The sequence below is a fragment of the Streptomyces sp. NPDC096323 genome (genome assembly GCF_040302845.1).
Lineage (GTDB): Bacteria > Actinomycetota > Actinomycetes > Streptomycetales > Streptomycetaceae > Streptomyces.
Genome location: NZ_JBEOSI010000002.1, coordinates 490,890 through 504,864, shown reverse-complemented (window position 1 = coordinate 504,864; position 13,975 = coordinate 490,890). Strand labels below are relative to the sequence as shown.

Here is a 13,975-nt window from a genome sequence, read left to right as displayed (position 1 = left end):
CGCGACTCGCGCCCACGATCGCGACGGCCTGGGACGAGCCTAACGGGTGCCCGGAGCGTCGGTTCAGCCGAGGGAGACGATCATCTTTCCGGTGTTCTCGCCGCGGAGCAGGCCGAGGAAGGCCTCGAAGCCGTTCTCGATGCCCTCGACGACCGTCTCGCGGTACTTCAGCTCGCCCGAGGACAGCCAGCCGGCCACCTCCTGGACGAACTGCCCCTGGAGGTCGGCGTGATCGCCGACGAGCATGCCCTGCAGGCGCAGCCGCTTGCCGATGACGAGCGCGAGGTTGCGCGGGGCGGGCGTGGGCTCGGTCGCGTTGTACTGGGCGATCATGCCGCAGATGGTCGCGCGGCCGTGCACGTTGAACGAGGAGATCGCGGCTTCCAGGTGCTCGCCGCCGACGTTGTCGAAGTAGACGTCGATCCCGTCCGGAGCCGCCTCGCGCAACTGCTGGGCCACGGGCCCGTTCTTGTAGTTGAACGCGGCGTCGAAGCCGTACTCCTCGACGAGCAGCTTGACCTTCTCGTCGGAGCCGGCGGAGCCGATGACGCGCGAGGCGCCCTTGAGCTTGGCCATCTGGCCGACCTGGCTGCCGACCGCACCCGCGGCACCGGAGACGAAGACCGCGTCGCCCTCCTTGAAGGAGGCCACGTCGAACAGGCCCGCGTAGGCGGTGAGCCCGGTCATGCCCAGCACGCCGAGGTAGGCGGAGAGCGGGGCGAGGGAGGCGTCGACCTTCACCGCGTGCTTGGCGGGGACGTCGGCGTACTCGCGCCAGCCGAGACCGTGCAGGACGTGGTCACCGACCGCGAAGCCCTCGGCGTTGGACGCGACGACCTCGCCGACCGCGCCCCCCTCCATCGGGTGGTCGAGCTTGAACGGCGGGGTGTACGACTTCACGTCGTTCATCCGGCCCCGCATGTACGGGTCGACCGAGAAGTGCAGGTTGCGGACGAGGACGCGGCCCTCGGCCGGGGCGCTGACCGGAGCCTCACGCAGTGCGAAGTCCTCGGCCTTCGGCCAGCCGTGCGGACGGGCTACGAGGTGCCATTCACGGCTGGACGTGGGAAGAGCTGCAGACATGGGCTCGGTGTCTCCTCGATGTCTAGGGAGGTGCGGGAGCTGCCGGGGCAGGAAGCTCCGTCGGGGCAAGGATGCTTCATGATGTGAAACAACCATGCTCCTGGATATTTCAGGTTGTCAAGTAACCGGCTATCCTGGGTGTCATGGCCACCACTCGTACGGACCCGCTGACCCTCGAAGTCGTCGAGCTGATCGGCGCGGTCGTGGCGCGCTACTACGAGGAGTACGAGCAGGCCGCCGCCGCCCACAGCCTCACCGGCGCCCAGGCCAGGGTCCTCGGGCTGCTGTCCCTCGATCCGCTGCCGATGCGCCGGATCGCCCAGAAGCTGAAGTGCGAGCCGTCGAACGTGACGGGCATAGTCGACCGGCTGGAGGCCCGTGGCCTCGTGGAGCGCCGGCCCGACCCGGCCGACCGGCGGGTGAAACTGGCCGCGCCCACGGAGAAGGGTGCCCGGACGGCCCGGGAGCTCCGCGACTCCCTGGACTTCGCCCGCGAACCCCTGGCCGGCCTCTCGGACACGGACCGCGCGGTGCTGCGGGACCTGCTGCGCCGGATGCTGGGCGTGGAGCCGTCGGTGGAACCATTGACCCCATGACCACTCCCGCCCCCTTCGGACCCCGTGAGTTCCAGCTCGTCCTGCTGCGCCGGATGGCCGACCACCAGCCCGGCCTCGTGGAGGACGCCCGGCACGAGCTGAGCGCGACGCTCGCCGAGATGCGGGAGGCCAACCGCCGGTGGCAGGCGATGACACGGGCGCCCCGGGGGCGCGGGGCGCTGCGCCGCTACCGTTCGGTGCTCGGCGAGCCCGAGGTGTCGCTGCGCCGCACGGTCGGCGACCTGGAGTGCGACGCGCTGTTCTGGCCGGTGCCGCTCTGGCCGGACCTGCGGTTCGAGGTGATGGTGGCGCCGGGCGGGGCGGTGTGGAACGAGTGGCTGGTCCGGGCCCCGGGCGCGGCCGCCCCCGCGCTCGGCCCGGCCGCGGACCTGCGCCCCTGGTCGTGCACCGTGAACGAGGTCGCCCGGGCCTTCGCGCCGGCCCGTCCGATGGAGGGCAGTGCGCCGACCCGCTGGGCGCTCGCGATCACCGACGCGGCCACCGGCACCCCGTACGTCGCCGAGTTCACCTGGGGGCTGTTCCAGCGGGTGCTCCCGGTGTCGCCGGGCGGCTGAGCCCGGGCCGTCCCGCGGGACGCCCCCCATGTGACGGCCGGTCCGAAGCGCTCCCCCGGCGTATCCCAACGCGCAGGACGCCCCCGAACGGCGCACGATGCGAAGAGAGCCGGCTGCCCGTCGGTCCCCCCTCAGAGCTCTCGGGAGAACCTGCCGTGACCGTCAGCCTTGAGCAGTTGCGCCGTTGCCATGTCGCCGTCGACCTCGGGGCCGCCCGGACCCGGGTGTACGTCAAGGGGCCCGGTCTCGTCGTCGACGAGCCGAGCGTCGCCGCCGTGAACACCCGTACGGGCTCGCTCATCGCCGTCGGGGCGCTCGCCGAACAGATGACGGGCCGCACCCCCGACTACATCCGGGTGGCCCGCCCGGTCTCCGGCGGAACCGTCGTCGACATCGAGATGGCCCAGCGCATGCTGCGCCATCTGCTCGGCGAGAAGCTCCGCCGCCAACTGCGCCGCAAGCCCTGGCTGCGCGCCGCCGCCTGCACCCCGCACGACAGCGATCCGCTCGCCCGGCGCGCCACCGTGGAGACCCTGGTCGGCCTCGGGGCCCGGCGGGTCGAACTCGTCGACACCCTGATCGCCGCGGCCGTCGGCTGCGGGCTGCCGGTCGAGCAGCCGACCGCCACCATGATCATGGTGTGCGGCGCCGCGACCACCCAGATCGCCGTGCTCTCGCTCGGCTCGATCGTGACCGCGGTACGCATCCCGGTCGGCGGCGACGCCATCGACCACGCGGTGATCCAGCATCTGCGCCAGCACCACCAGCTGGTGCTGCCCAGCCAGTCCGTGCGCCCGCTCCAGCTGGCGCTCAGCGGCAACGGACTGACGCCGTCCGGGCCCTCGGTGACCGAGATCCACGGCCGCGACGTGGCGACCGGCATGGCCCGCTCCGTGCAGGTCGACACCGCCGCCGTGCGGGAGGCGATCCACACCCCGCTCACCGCGGTCCTCGACGGCCTGGGCCGGATCCTGCGGGACTGCCCGCCCGATCTCGTCGCCGACCTCGCCGACTGCGGGATCATGATGGTCGGCGGCAGCGCGCTGCTCCCCGGGCTCGACCAGATGCTGCGCGAGGCGACGGGCATGCCGGTGCGGATCGCCGAGCGGCCCGACGTCTGCTCCGTCCTCGGGCTGGGCGCCATGCTGGACGGCAGGATCAGCCCCATGGTCCTCGACCCGCTCGCCGGCTGAGTCCCGCGGGCACGGCGGATGACCGACGAACCGGGCGAGGAGACGCCCCGCCGCGGCATTCCCCGGTCGCCGCGGCTGCCGATGCTGCTGGAGGCGGTGCTGCGCGTCGGGACCGACCTCGAACTGCGCACCACCCTCCAGCAGATCATCGACACCGCCACCGCGCTCACCGATGCCCGCTACGGCGCGCTCGGGGTCCTGGACCCCGGGAGCGGCACCATCAGCGAGCTGTTCGTCACCGGGATGAACGAGAGCGACAAGGCCGCCATCGGCCACTTCCCCGACGGGCACACCGGCCTGCTCGGCGCCCTCGTCGAACAGCCGGAGCCGCTGCGCTCCGACGACCTGACCACCGATCCCCGCTCCTGCGGTGTGCCGCCCGGCCACCCCCCGATGCGCTCGTTCCTCGGCGCCCCGATCCGGGTCCACCGCAAGGTGTTCGGGAACATCTACCTCGCCGAGAAGCACACCGGCCACTTCAGCGACACCGACATGAAGCTGCTCCGGGTCCTCGCCGCCCAGGCCGGCATCGCGATCGGCAACGCCCGGCTCTACGAGAGCGCCCGGCAGCGGGAGCGCTGGATCGAGGGTGCGGCAGCGGTGACCAACACCCTGCTGACCGGCGAGAACGCCTCGGACGCGCTGATGACCGTGGCCGAACGGGCCAGGATGCTCAGCGACGCGGCGGCCGGGGTGATCCTCCAGCCCGACGCGGAGGGCGGCATGGAGATCGTCGTCGCGTCGACGCTGGAGGACCCGGCCGGTCTCGTGGGCACGGCGATCGCGCCCGGCTCCCCCGTCCTCGCCCAGCTCCTGGGCGGCGAGGCGGTCTTCATCGACGACTCGGCGACCGATCCGCGGATGACCACGCCGGTACGGGCCCGCTTCGGCCCCAGCATGATGCTGCCGCTGCAGAGCGGCGGGCGGCTCATCGGCACCCTGGCCCTCCCCCGGAGGCGCGGCGCGCGTCCGTACACCGATATGGACCGGCTGCTGGCCTCCCAGTTCGCCTCGCAGGCCGCGCTCGCCCTGGTCCTGGCGGACTCCCAGCACGACCGGGAGCAGCTCGCGGTGTACGAGGACCGGGACCGGATCGCCCGCGATCTGCACGATCTCGTCGTGCAGCGGCTGTTCGCCACCGAGATGATGCTGGAGTCGACGCGCCGCCGGGCCGGGGCCGGGGAGACGGACGAGCTGCTCGGCCGGGCCGTCGACGAGCTGGACTCCACCATCCAGGAGGTGCGGACGACCATCTTCGCCCTTCAGCAGCCGCCCGCCGACGCGCCCGCCACCTTCCGCGGCCGGGTGCTGCGGGAGACCAGTGGGGCGGCCGTGGTGCTCGGGTTCCAGCCCTCGGTGCATTTCACCGGTGCGGTGGACGCGCTCGTGCGGGGCCCGGTGGACCAGCAGCTGCTCGCCGCGCTGCGCGGCGCGCTGGCGGCCGCGCACCGGCGGGAGGGGGTGTCGGCGATCGAGGTGGAGGTGGACGCGACGGCCCCGCTGCCCGACGGTCGTGCGTCGGTACGGCTGGCGGTCGCCGACGACGGACGTGAGCCGGACGGCTCGCGCGCCCCGACGGTCGTCTGGCAGGCGCCTCTGTGACGGCGGCCGCCGTCACCTCGCGGGCGCCGCTCTCAGCGCGACTCTGGTGCTGGAGTGGGCGACGCCCGCCTCCCGCTTGAGCCGGCGCAGCAGCCCGTCCAGGGCCGCGGTGTCGGCCGCCGTGGCCCGTACGAGATAGTCGTGCCCGCCCGTCACATGCACCACTTCGGTGATGCCGGGCAGGGTCAGCACCGCTCGCTCGAACACCTCGTGGGTGGTGTCCGACCGCAGGGTCACGTCGATGAAGACGACGAGCCCGGTCCGGGTGTCGGCGGCGGGGTCGATGATCACGGTGAAGCCGCGGATGACGCCGTCCCGGCGGAGCCGGCGCACCCGGTCGGCCGCCGCGTTGGCGCTGAGTCCGACCCGTGCGCCCAGGTCGCGGTACGAGATCCGCGCGTCCTCCTGGAGGACGCCGAGGATTTCCCTGTCCAGACGGTCCATACCGCGATTGTCCCAGCTTCCGGCCGATCGCGACTGCGGAGTCGGCGGACACCGGCTGCGGGCCGCGTTCGGGGGCGGTTCGGGGCGGCTCGTTCGGAGTATCCCGACGGGCTCGCGATCCGTATCCGCCCTTGACTGGCGGTGTGGACACAGCAGTGAAGCAGTCACCCGCCCGGGCCGATGCGAAGGAGCCATCCGGCGCCTACCGCAACCTCGTGATGGCCACCATCGGTTTCGCGCTCACCTTCTGGGCGTGGAACCTGATCGCGCCCATGTCCGCGGACTACAAGGACCGGCTCGGTCTGAGTTCGTTCCAGCAGTCGCTGCTGGTCGCCGTGCCCGTGCTCGTCGGCTCGCTGGGCCGCATCCCGGTGGGCGCGCTCACCGACAAGTACGGTGCCCGCCTCATGTTCCCGCTGACCTCGGCGCTCACCGTCGTGCCGGTACTGCTGCTGATCCCGGCGAAGGACTCCTACGGCGCGATGCTGGCCGTGGGCTTTCTCCTGGGGCTGGGCGGAACGACGTTCGCGATCGGCGTCCCCCTGGTCAACTCCTGGTTCCGGCCCGCCGATCGCGGCCTGGCGCTCGGGGTGTTCGGCATGGGCATGGGGGGCGTCGCCCTGTCCGGCTACTTCACCCCGCGGATCGCCAAGCACGGCGACAACCTGCCGTTCCTCGTGGTCGCGGGCGCACTCGTGGTGTACGCGGCGCTCGCGGCGGTGCAGCTCAACGACCGCCCGGGCCGCCAGGTGCCGACCGATTCGCTGGCCCAGCGGCTGGGGGCGGCGGGCCGGCTCCGGGTCACCTGGGAGCTGTCCGCGCTGTACGCGATCGGCTTCGGCGGCATCGTCGCGTTCGGCGTCTACCTGCCGACGTACCTGAAGACCTGGTACGAGCTGTCGCCGACCGACGCCGGCACCAAGGCCGCCGGGTTCGCCCTGGTCACGGTCGTCTTCCGGCCGATCGGCGGCTGGCTCTCGGACCGGGTGCACCCGGCGCTCGTCACCTCCGCCGCCCTCGGTTTCGCCGCGCTGACGGCGATCGTGCAGGCCTTCGACCCGGAACTGGTGCCGGGCGGCACGATCGCCCTGCTCTGCATGGCGGCCGGACTCGGCACCGCGAGCGGCAGCGTCTTCGCGCTTGTCTCGCAGGTGACTCCGCAGGCGAAGGTGGGCAGCGTCACCGGCATCGTCGGCGCGATGGGCGGGCTCGGCGGCTTCGTGCCCCCGCTGGCGATGGGGGCGATCTACAGCGCGAAGGACTCGTACTCGATCGGCTTCATGCTGCTGTCCGACCTGGCGCTGGCGGGCTGCGTGTACGCGTACGGGCGGATGCGGACCATCCAGCGGGACGCCTGAGGCTCCCCCTCCGCATGCCGTTCGGCCTTAGGGTTCGCAGAGTGATGCCACTTCTGCCCGCACTCCAGGACGCGACCGCCCCGGCGGCCGCCCGCGAAGCCGTCCGGTTCGACGAAGTCTCCCTCTCGTACGCGCAGTTGGCCGCCGCGGCGGATTCACTCGCGGCGCGGATCGCCGGGGCCGGCCGGGTCGCGGTGTGGGCCACGCCCACCGCGCAGACCGTGGTCGCGGTGGTGGCCGCGCTGCGGGCGGGCGTGCCCGCCGTACCGCTGAACCCGAAGACGGGCGAACGGGAACTGGCGCACATCGTCGCCGACAGCACACCGGCCGCGGTGCTCGCCTCGACGTCCGACGTGCTGCCGCCGGCCCTGGCGGCACTGGAACGGCTCGACGTGACCACGGACGGGGCCCCGGCGCCCGGCGGCTCCGGTTTTCCCGAGCCGTCCCCCGAGTCCCCCGCCCTGGTCGTGTACACCTCCGGCACCACCGGCCCACCCAAGGGCGCCGTCCTGCCGCGCCGGGCGATCGCCGCCTCGCTGGACGCCCTGGAGGACGCCTGGCAGTGGACCGGGGACGACGTCCTCGTCCACGCCCTGCCGCTGTTCCACGTGCACGGCCTGATCCTCGGCGTTCTCGGCCCGCTGCGCCGCGGCGGCTCGGTCCGCCATCTCGGCCGGTTCTCCACCGAGGGCGTGGCCCGGGAGCTGGGCTCGGGCGGCACGATGCTGTTCGGCGTGCCGACGATGTACCACCGGCTGGCGGACGCGCTGGCGGACCCGTCCGCCCCGGACGGCCTCGCGAAGGCCCTGGCCGGGGCCCGGCTGCTGGTCTCCGGTTCGGCCGCGCTCCCCGTCCACGACCACGAACGGATCGCGGCCGCGACCGGCCGCCGCGTCATCGAGCGGTACGGCATGACGGAGACCCTGATGAACACGGGCGTACGGGCCGACGGCGAGCCGCGCCCCGGCACCGTCGGCCCGCCCCTGCGCGGCGTCGGGCTCCGCCTGGTGGAGGAGGACGGCACCCCGCTCGCGGACCCCGCCTCCATCGGCGAGATCCAGGTGCGCGGCCCGAACCTGTTCACCGAGTACCTGAACCGCCCCGACGCCACGGCCGCCGCGCTGACCGCCGACGGCTGGTTCCGTACCGGCGACATGGCCACGCTCGACCCCGACGGGTACGTACGCATCGTCGGCCGCAAGGCCACCGACCTGATCAAGAGCGGCGGTTACAAGATCGGCGCGGGCGAGATCGAGAACGCGCTCCTGGACCATCCCGGCGTCCGCGAGGCCGCCGTCACCGGTGAGCCGGACCCGGACCTGGGCGAGCGGGTCGTCGCCTGGGTGGTGCCGGCCGATCCCGCGTCCCCTCCCCCGGCCGCCGCACTGGCGGACCATGTCGCCGCCCAGCTCTCCCCGCACAAGCGCCCGCGCACCGTGCACTACCTGGACGCACTGCCGCGCAACGACCTGGGCAAGATCATGAAGCGGTCCCTCCGTGGCTGACCGCCTGTCGGCCAGGGAGGCGATCGCCGCCCTCACCGCCGACTTCACCGAGTCCGCCGCACCCGCCGGGGACACCGCGGCGGACGGACCGCTCGACTGGTCCGGCTACGCCGACTCCCGCGCCCGCGCCGCCGCCCGCACCGGCGAGCAGGAGTCCGTCGTCCACGGCACCGCCGTGATCGGCGGCCTGCCCTGCGTCCTGCTCTCCTTCGAGTTCGGCTTCCTCGGCGGCTCACTCGGACAGCGCACGGGCGACCGGCTGGAGGCGGCGTACGAGGAGGCCACGGCCCGGCGGCTCCCCCTCGTCTCGCTCATCGCGACGGGCGGCAGCCGGATGCAGGAGGGCATGATCGCGCTCACCCAGCTGCACCGGGTGGCCCGGGCCTCGGCCCGGCTGCGCGCGGCCGGTCCGGCGCAGCTCGCGGTCCTGCGCGACCCGACGACCGGCGGCGGCTGGGCCACCCTGGGAGCGGGCGCCGATGTGATCCTGGCGCTGCCGGGGGCGCAGATCGGGTTCGCCGGTTCCCGGGTGCGGCCGGCGGACGCGGACCCTGACGCGTACACCGCCGAGGGCCAGCTGGCGGCGGGCCAGATCGACGCGGTCGTCCCGCCCGGCGAGCTTCCGGCCACGGTGGGCCGCTGGCTCCGGGTGCTCGCCCCCCGCGACACCCCGGCCGTCCGCGCCCCGGTGCCTGGCGCGCTCTCGCCGGCCGGGCTGCCCACGACCGGGTGGGACGCGGTGCTGCGGGCCCGGTCCGCGTCCCGGCCGCACGCCGAGGCATATCTGGACGCCTACCTCACCCTGCGGCTCCCCCTGAGCGGGGACCGCTGCGGCGGCACGGACCCGGGGCTGCTGTGCGGCTTCGGGCTGCACGAGGGGCAGCCGGTGGCCTACGTGGCGCAGCGCGGCACCGCGACGCGGCCGGCCGGGTACCGCACCGCGGCGCGGGTGATCAGGCTGGCCGACCGGCTCGGGGTCCCGGTCCTCACCCTGGTCGACACCCCGGGCGCGGCCAACGACGCGGAGGCGGAACGGGCGGGCGCGGGCGCCGCCATCGCCGACGCCTTCGCGGCGATCGCGGCCGCCCGGGTCCCCGTCACGACCCTGGTGATCGGCGAGGGCGGCTCGGGCGGGGCACTGGCCCTGGCGGCGCCGGGCAACACCCACGTCACCGCGGACAGCTACTTCTCCGTCATCGCCCCGGAGCTCGCCGCGGCGATCCTGAAGCGCGCTCCGGACCAGGTCCGGGCGACGGCCGGCCAGCTGCGGCTGCGCCCGCAGGACCTGGTGGACCTCGGTGTCGCCCGCTCCGTCGTCCGGGCGGACCCGGCGGGGCAGTGAGCCGTGTCCGGCGGGCGGGACGGGCGAGGGGTGGCGAGGGGCTGTCCCGCAATACGTGGTGGACCGGCGCGCGGCGTCAGATGCGGTGCATCGCCAGGCGGAGGAATGCCCGCATACTGGATGTATTCGGGCGTTCCGACAACGCGGCGAGGTGCCGTAGCTGTCGTCGTGCGCCCGCCACGTATTGCGGGACAGCCCCTCGCGTGTCCAAGGGGCCATTCACACCTGAGGAGATGACCGGTCATGGCCGCAGAACCGGAGGGCACTCCGTGCTGGGCAGACGCGACGTTCGGCGACCTCGAAGGAGCGAAGCGCTTCTACGGTGAGGTGCTGGGCTGGACGTACGGCGAGTCGCTGCCCGAGTTCGGCAACTACACGCAGGCCCACGTGGACGGCAAGGCGGTCGCCGCCCTGATGCCGCCCGTGCCGGGCCAGGAGGTTCCCGCGGCGTGGTGTCTGTACTTCGCCTCGCCGGATGCGGCGGCCACGGCCGCGAAGGTCCGGGAGAACGGCGGCAAGGTCCTGGTGGAGCCGATGCAGGTCGGTGAATTCGGCACGATGGTGCTGGCCAGCGATCCGGGCGGGGCGGCGTTCGGGGTGTGGCAGGCGGGCACCCACGAGGGATTCGAGGCGCGGGCGGTGCCGGGCGCCTATGCCTGGGCCGAGATCGTCACCCGGGAGCCGGAGAAGGCGGACGCCTTCTTCCCGGCGGTCTTCGGGTACGGCGCGAAGCGCATGGACGACGACGCGGTCGACTTCGCGCTGTACGACCTGGGCGCCGACCCCCTCCTCGGCCGGATGAAGATGACCGACGACTTCCCTGCCGAGGTGCCGCCGCACGTGAACGTGTACTTCACCGTCGCGGACTGCGACGCCGCGGTGGAGAAGGCGAAGTCGCTGGGCGCGGAGCTGAAGTTCGGCCCGATGACGATGCCGTTCGGCCGGTTCGCCGCGCTGACCGACCCGCAGGGCGCCGCGTTCTCGCTGATCGACGGCACGACGACGGAGGGCGAGAAGCCCAAGCTCAAGGACCTTTCCTGAGCGGTCGTCCCGCCCCGCCGGATCAGGCCTCGGGTGCGCGCGCGTCGTAGCGCGCGAACCCGGGCCACCTCAGCGCGAGCAGCGCGACCGCGACCACGCACGCGATCCCGCCGCCGGTCACCGCGAGGCCCGGGGACGCCAGGTCGGCGACGGACCCGGCCAGGAAGTCCCCGAGCCGCGGGCCGCCCGCCACGACCACGATGAACACACCCTGGAGCCGTCCCCGCATCTCGTCGGGCACGGCGGCCTGGAGCATGGTGTTGCGGAAGACCATGCTCGTGGTGTCGGCGGCGCCGGCGAGCGCGAGGAAGATCAGCCCGAGCCAGAGCTGTCGGGTCAGCCCGAAGACGGCGATGGCGGTGCCCCAGCTCGCGACGGCGAGCAGCACGGCGAGACCGTGCCGCCTGATCCGTCCGAGCCAGCCGGAGAACACCCCGCCCAGCAGCGCCCCGAGGGCGGGTGCGGCGACCAGCAGCCCGGTGGTCTTCGCGTCGCCTCCGTACCAGAGCACGGCGACTACGGGGAACAGCGCGCGGGGGTGGGCGAACACCATGGCGCACATGTCCGTGAGGAAGGTCATCCGCAGATGGGGCCGGGTCCCGAGGAACCTCAGCCCGTCCATGACGGAGGCGCGTTTCGTGCCGCCGGCCTTCTCCTCGCCCCGTTCCGGCAGCATCGGGGGCAGCCGCCACATCGCGTACAGCGAGGCCGTGAAGGTGACCGCGTCGACGCCGTACGCGGCGCGGTAGCCCCACCAGCCGACGATGAGCCCGCCGAGCATCGGTCCGACGAGCATGCCCGTGGTGGCGGTGATGGAGTTCAGGGCGTTGGCGGCGGGCAGTTGCCCGGCCGGCAGCAGCCGGGCGATCATCGAGCTGCGGGCGGGAGAGTTCAGCGCGAAGCAGACGGCCTGGAGCGCCACGACCCCGTACAGCAGCCCGACCTGCTCCACCCCGGCCACCGTGACCGCCACCAGGGCCACCGACAGCAGGAACGACCCGAAGGCGCTGACCAGCCCCAGCTTGCGCCGGTCGATGGTGTCGGCGATGGCTCCGCCGTACAGCCCGAAGACGACCAGGGGCACGAGCGAGCAGAATCCGATGAGTCCGACGGAGAAGGCCGAGCCGGTGAGGTCGTACACCTGGAGCGACACGGCGAGCGAGGTCATGCCCTGCCCGACCCAGGAAACCGTGTTCCCGAACCAGAGCCGCCGGTAGTCGGGGGAGGTCCGCAGCGGGGTCAGGTCGGCGAGTATTCGGGTGCGGGATACATCGGGTTCGGTCGTTTCGGTCACGGAGCATCGTAACGGCCCGGGCCGGGGCACGGTCGCCGGTCGGCCGGGCGGCCCCCTGGGGAGCCGGTCAGCCGCTGCGGGGTCGGGCCGAGGGCTCGTACGGGGGCAGGCCCTGGCGGTCGGTGCGCAGGGCGCGCAGCAGCCGGTCCAGATAGGTGTGGAGCCGTGCGGGCATGTCGAAGTGGTCGGGATCCAGGGCCCATTGGTACTGGAATCCGTCCATGACGGCGGCGATCTCACGGGCCGTCCCGAGTGCGTCCGTGCCGGGGTGGAGTTCGCCGCGCGCCTGCGCCTGCTGGATCTGGGAGGCCGAGTAGTCGTCCAGCGAGCGTCGGTAGCGCCGCTGGAAGTAGGCGTGGGCGGGGTGAGCCGGGTCGCCCGCCTCGGCGAGCAGCATGTTGAACATGCGGGTGCGGTACGGGCGTTCGCCATTGAGCCTGGCCAGTTCCACCAGGCGCAGGAAGTGCGTGGTGAGGTCGGTGTCCTGGGAGAGGAAGACGCTCTCGCTGTCCCGCTCGTCGATGCGTTCCAGGACCGCCACGAGCAGGCCCTGCTTCGTCCGGAAATGGTGCACGAGACCGCTCTTGGTGATGCCCGCCTCGCTCGCGATCCGCGAGAGCGACGAGGCGTGGAAGCCGTGCTGCGCGAAGTGGGCCACGGTCGCCTCGATGATCCGGGCGCGCTGTTCGTCGGCGGCGGCATAGGGCCCGCGCGGGCCGCGGGGCGACGTGGCGCGGGACGCGGGTGAGGCAGCCATCCGGTCACCTTATGGCAGGCCGGTGCGCGCCTTCGTCCTGCGGTCCTCTCCGGCGTCCCGGCCCCGCGCGGGCCCGCCCGGTCCAGCCTCTGCCGGGGCGCGACCGGGCAGGGCCGGCGCCCATCCGTGCGGCGGATGAACGGCATCCGAAGATGCGATGGCGCAGGGGATTCCCCCCGCACCCCGGTGACCAGCACAGTTGCGGCTACGCCACCCCGACGCGCCGGCGAAGGCACGTGACGGTGTCCACGAGGGCTCCGCCCCCGCGTGCCCGCACACGCCGGCCCCCGGGCCGAGGCGTTCCCCTGTCACATCCGAGAGGACTCAGCCATGCCTGCCTCGATGTCAACGGTGCTCCGCCACGTGCTCGGCGTCACTCCGGCGCACCGCTTCCGGGCGGCGGCACCCTGTGTCGTACGCGTGGCCGGCGGGGCGGTCCTGGCCGTCCACGGGCTGGACAAGCTCATCGACGGGCCGACGGGTTTCGCCGCCTACCTCGGTGTTCTGGGAGTACCCGCGCCGACCGTGACGGGCTGGGCCGTGGCGCTGGGCGAGACCGTGGGAGGGGCCCTGCTCGTCGTCGGTCTTCTTTCCCGCCTCGTGTCGGCCCTGCTGTCCCTGCATCTGATCGCCGCCATCGTGCTGGCGAACTCAAATACGGGATTCATGACGCCGCAGCAGGGCCCGGCGACGGGCGCCGGAGCGGAGTTCCCGCTGATGCTCATCGCCGGGTTCGTCGTCGTCCTGCTGGCCGGGCCGGGTCCGCTGGCTCTCGACCACGTCACCGGGCTCGAACGGCGCCCCGTCGAATCGGCGACCGCGTCGCCGGCCCCGAGGCCCGCGGAGGCGGCCCGCTCCTCGGCTCCGCCCTCGGCGGTACGGGCGTCGCTGATCAGCGGGATCATCGGCGGCGCGCTCGGGGCCGTAATGAGCGCCCTGGTCAACTACGGGGCCGTCGGCATGCCCGCGAGCGCCGGCGCCAATGCGGGCAACCATGCCATTTCCGGCCTGGTCAGCGGCTTCCTGGCCGGATTCCTCGGCCTGCTCGCGTACCGGCGCAAGCACGGCGGCCCGGCCGACGCCGTCTCGCCGTAGGCGGACCCGGGCCGTCACGGCCGGCAGGGGTTGCGTTCCCACTGCGCCTGGTGGAGTGGGCCGCTATGCGTCGGTGGCAGGCCCGTACTC

The 13,975-nt window shown here is 73.3% G+C and carries 13 protein-coding genes; 9 read left to right on the top strand and 4 right to left on the bottom strand.

The window, feature by feature from the left end:
* Positions 1-63 precede the first annotated feature (63 nt).
* A complete protein-coding gene (locus ABTX18_RS06200) occupies positions 64-1,083 on the bottom strand; it encodes an NADP-dependent oxidoreductase (protein ID WP_351399097.1) in 1,020 nt (339 codons plus the stop codon).
* 143 nt (positions 1,084-1,226) lie between these two features.
* Here ABTX18_RS06200 and ABTX18_RS06195 point away from each other — a divergent pair, with 143 nt between their 5' ends.
* The 4 genes from ABTX18_RS06195 to ABTX18_RS06180 all read left to right on the top strand — a co-directional run bounded on the left by ABTX18_RS06195 (position 1,227) and on the right by ABTX18_RS06180 (position 5,049).
* Positions 1,227-1,679: a MarR family winged helix-turn-helix transcriptional regulator gene (locus ABTX18_RS06195; RefSeq protein ID WP_352121546.1), complete on the top strand. Its 453-nt coding sequence runs from the start codon at positions 1,227-1,229 to the stop codon at positions 1,677-1,679.
* Positions 1,676-2,254 carry a hypothetical protein gene (locus ABTX18_RS06190; RefSeq protein ID WP_352121545.1) on the top strand — a complete coding sequence of 193 codons (579 nt, stop codon included), beginning with the start codon at positions 1,676-1,678 and terminating at the stop codon, positions 2,252-2,254. Before ABTX18_RS06195 ends, ABTX18_RS06190 begins: the two co-directional genes overlap by 4 nt.
* 155 nt (positions 2,255-2,409) lie before the next feature.
* Positions 2,410-3,447, top strand: coding sequence for a rod shape-determining protein (locus tag ABTX18_RS06185; RefSeq protein WP_352121544.1), 1,038 nt, complete (start codon positions 2,410-2,412; stop codon positions 3,445-3,447).
* An 18-nt stretch (positions 3,448-3,465) separates the two neighbouring features.
* A complete protein-coding gene (locus tag ABTX18_RS06180; RefSeq protein ID WP_352121543.1) occupies positions 3,466-5,049 on the top strand; it encodes a GAF domain-containing protein in 1,584 nt (527 codons plus the stop codon).
* Positions 5,050-5,061: 12 nt separating this feature from the next.
* Here the strand turns inward: ABTX18_RS06180 and ABTX18_RS06175 are convergent, their stop codons facing one another.
* Positions 5,062-5,493 (bottom strand): Lrp/AsnC family transcriptional regulator, encoded by a 432-nt coding sequence (locus tag ABTX18_RS06175; RefSeq protein WP_352121542.1) that lies wholly within the window; start codon positions 5,491-5,493, stop codon positions 5,062-5,064.
* A 143-nt stretch (positions 5,494-5,636) separates the two neighbouring features.
* Here ABTX18_RS06175 and ABTX18_RS06170 point away from each other — a divergent pair, with 143 nt between their 5' ends.
* The 4 genes from ABTX18_RS06170 (at position 5,637) to ABTX18_RS06155 (ending at position 10,739) form a co-directional block, all read left to right on the top strand.
* On the top strand, positions 5,637-6,851 hold the full coding sequence (locus ABTX18_RS06170; RefSeq protein ID WP_352121541.1) for an MFS transporter: 1,215 nt from the start codon (positions 5,637-5,639) through the stop codon (positions 6,849-6,851).
* Positions 6,852-6,895: 44 nt separating this feature from the next.
* On the top strand, positions 6,896-8,356 hold the full coding sequence (locus ABTX18_RS06165; protein ID WP_352121858.1) for an acyl-CoA synthetase: 1,461 nt from the start codon (positions 6,896-6,898) through the stop codon (positions 8,354-8,356).
* A complete protein-coding gene (locus ABTX18_RS06160; protein ID WP_352121540.1) occupies positions 8,349-9,698 on the top strand; it encodes a carboxyl transferase domain-containing protein in 1,350 nt (449 codons plus the stop codon). The genes ABTX18_RS06165 and ABTX18_RS06160 overlap by 8 nt, the downstream gene beginning before the upstream one ends.
* A gap of 243 nt (positions 9,699-9,941) precedes the next feature.
* Complete coding sequence (locus ABTX18_RS06155; protein ID WP_352121539.1) at positions 9,942-10,739, top strand: VOC family protein; 798 nt, start codon at positions 9,942-9,944, stop codon at positions 10,737-10,739.
* A 22-nt stretch (positions 10,740-10,761) separates the two neighbouring features.
* Here ABTX18_RS06155 and ABTX18_RS06150 read toward each other — a convergent pair whose 3' ends face one another.
* Entirely contained in the window at positions 10,762-12,033 is a 1,272-nt protein-coding gene (locus ABTX18_RS06150) for an MFS transporter (protein WP_352121538.1), read from the bottom strand.
* A gap of 67 nt (positions 12,034-12,100) precedes the next feature.
* Positions 12,101-12,790 (bottom strand): TetR family transcriptional regulator, encoded by a 690-nt coding sequence (locus ABTX18_RS06145; RefSeq protein WP_352121537.1) that lies wholly within the window; start codon positions 12,788-12,790, stop codon positions 12,101-12,103.
* Between the two features lie 330 nt (positions 12,791-13,120).
* Between ABTX18_RS06145 and ABTX18_RS06140 the strand changes: the two genes are divergently transcribed.
* Entirely contained in the window at positions 13,121-13,885 is a 765-nt protein-coding gene (locus ABTX18_RS06140; RefSeq protein WP_352121536.1) for a DoxX family protein, read from the top strand.
* Positions 13,886-13,975: the final 90 nt, after the last annotated feature.

Bases quoted from the DNA above. Each gene is read 5' to 3' on its own strand.
- ABTX18_RS06145 (WP_352121537.1), bottom strand. From the start codon at position 12,790: ATGGCTGCCTCACCCGCGTCCCGCGCCACGTCGCCCCGCGGCCCGCGC.
- ABTX18_RS06165 (WP_352121858.1), top strand. From the start codon at position 6,896: ATGCCACTTCTGCCCGCACTCCAGGACGCGACCGCCCCGGCGGCCGCC.
- ABTX18_RS06155 (WP_352121539.1), top strand. From the start codon at position 9,942: ATGGCCGCAGAACCGGAGGGCACTCCGTGCTGGGCAGACGCGACGTTC.
- ABTX18_RS06180 (WP_352121543.1), top strand. From the start codon at position 3,466: ATGACCGACGAACCGGGCGAGGAGACGCCCCGCCGCGGCATTCCCCGG.
- ABTX18_RS06140 (WP_352121536.1), top strand. From the start codon at position 13,121: ATGCCTGCCTCGATGTCAACGGTGCTCCGCCACGTGCTCGGCGTCACT.
- ABTX18_RS06200 (WP_351399097.1), bottom strand. From the start codon at position 1,083: ATGTCTGCAGCTCTTCCCACGTCCAGCCGTGAATGGCACCTCGTAGCC.
- ABTX18_RS06175 (WP_352121542.1), bottom strand. From the start codon at position 5,493: ATGGACCGTCTGGACAGGGAAATCCTCGGCGTCCTCCAGGAGGACGCG.
- ABTX18_RS06195 (WP_352121546.1), top strand. From the start codon at position 1,227: ATGGCCACCACTCGTACGGACCCGCTGACCCTCGAAGTCGTCGAGCTG.
- ABTX18_RS06190 (WP_352121545.1), top strand. From the start codon at position 1,676: ATGACCACTCCCGCCCCCTTCGGACCCCGTGAGTTCCAGCTCGTCCTG.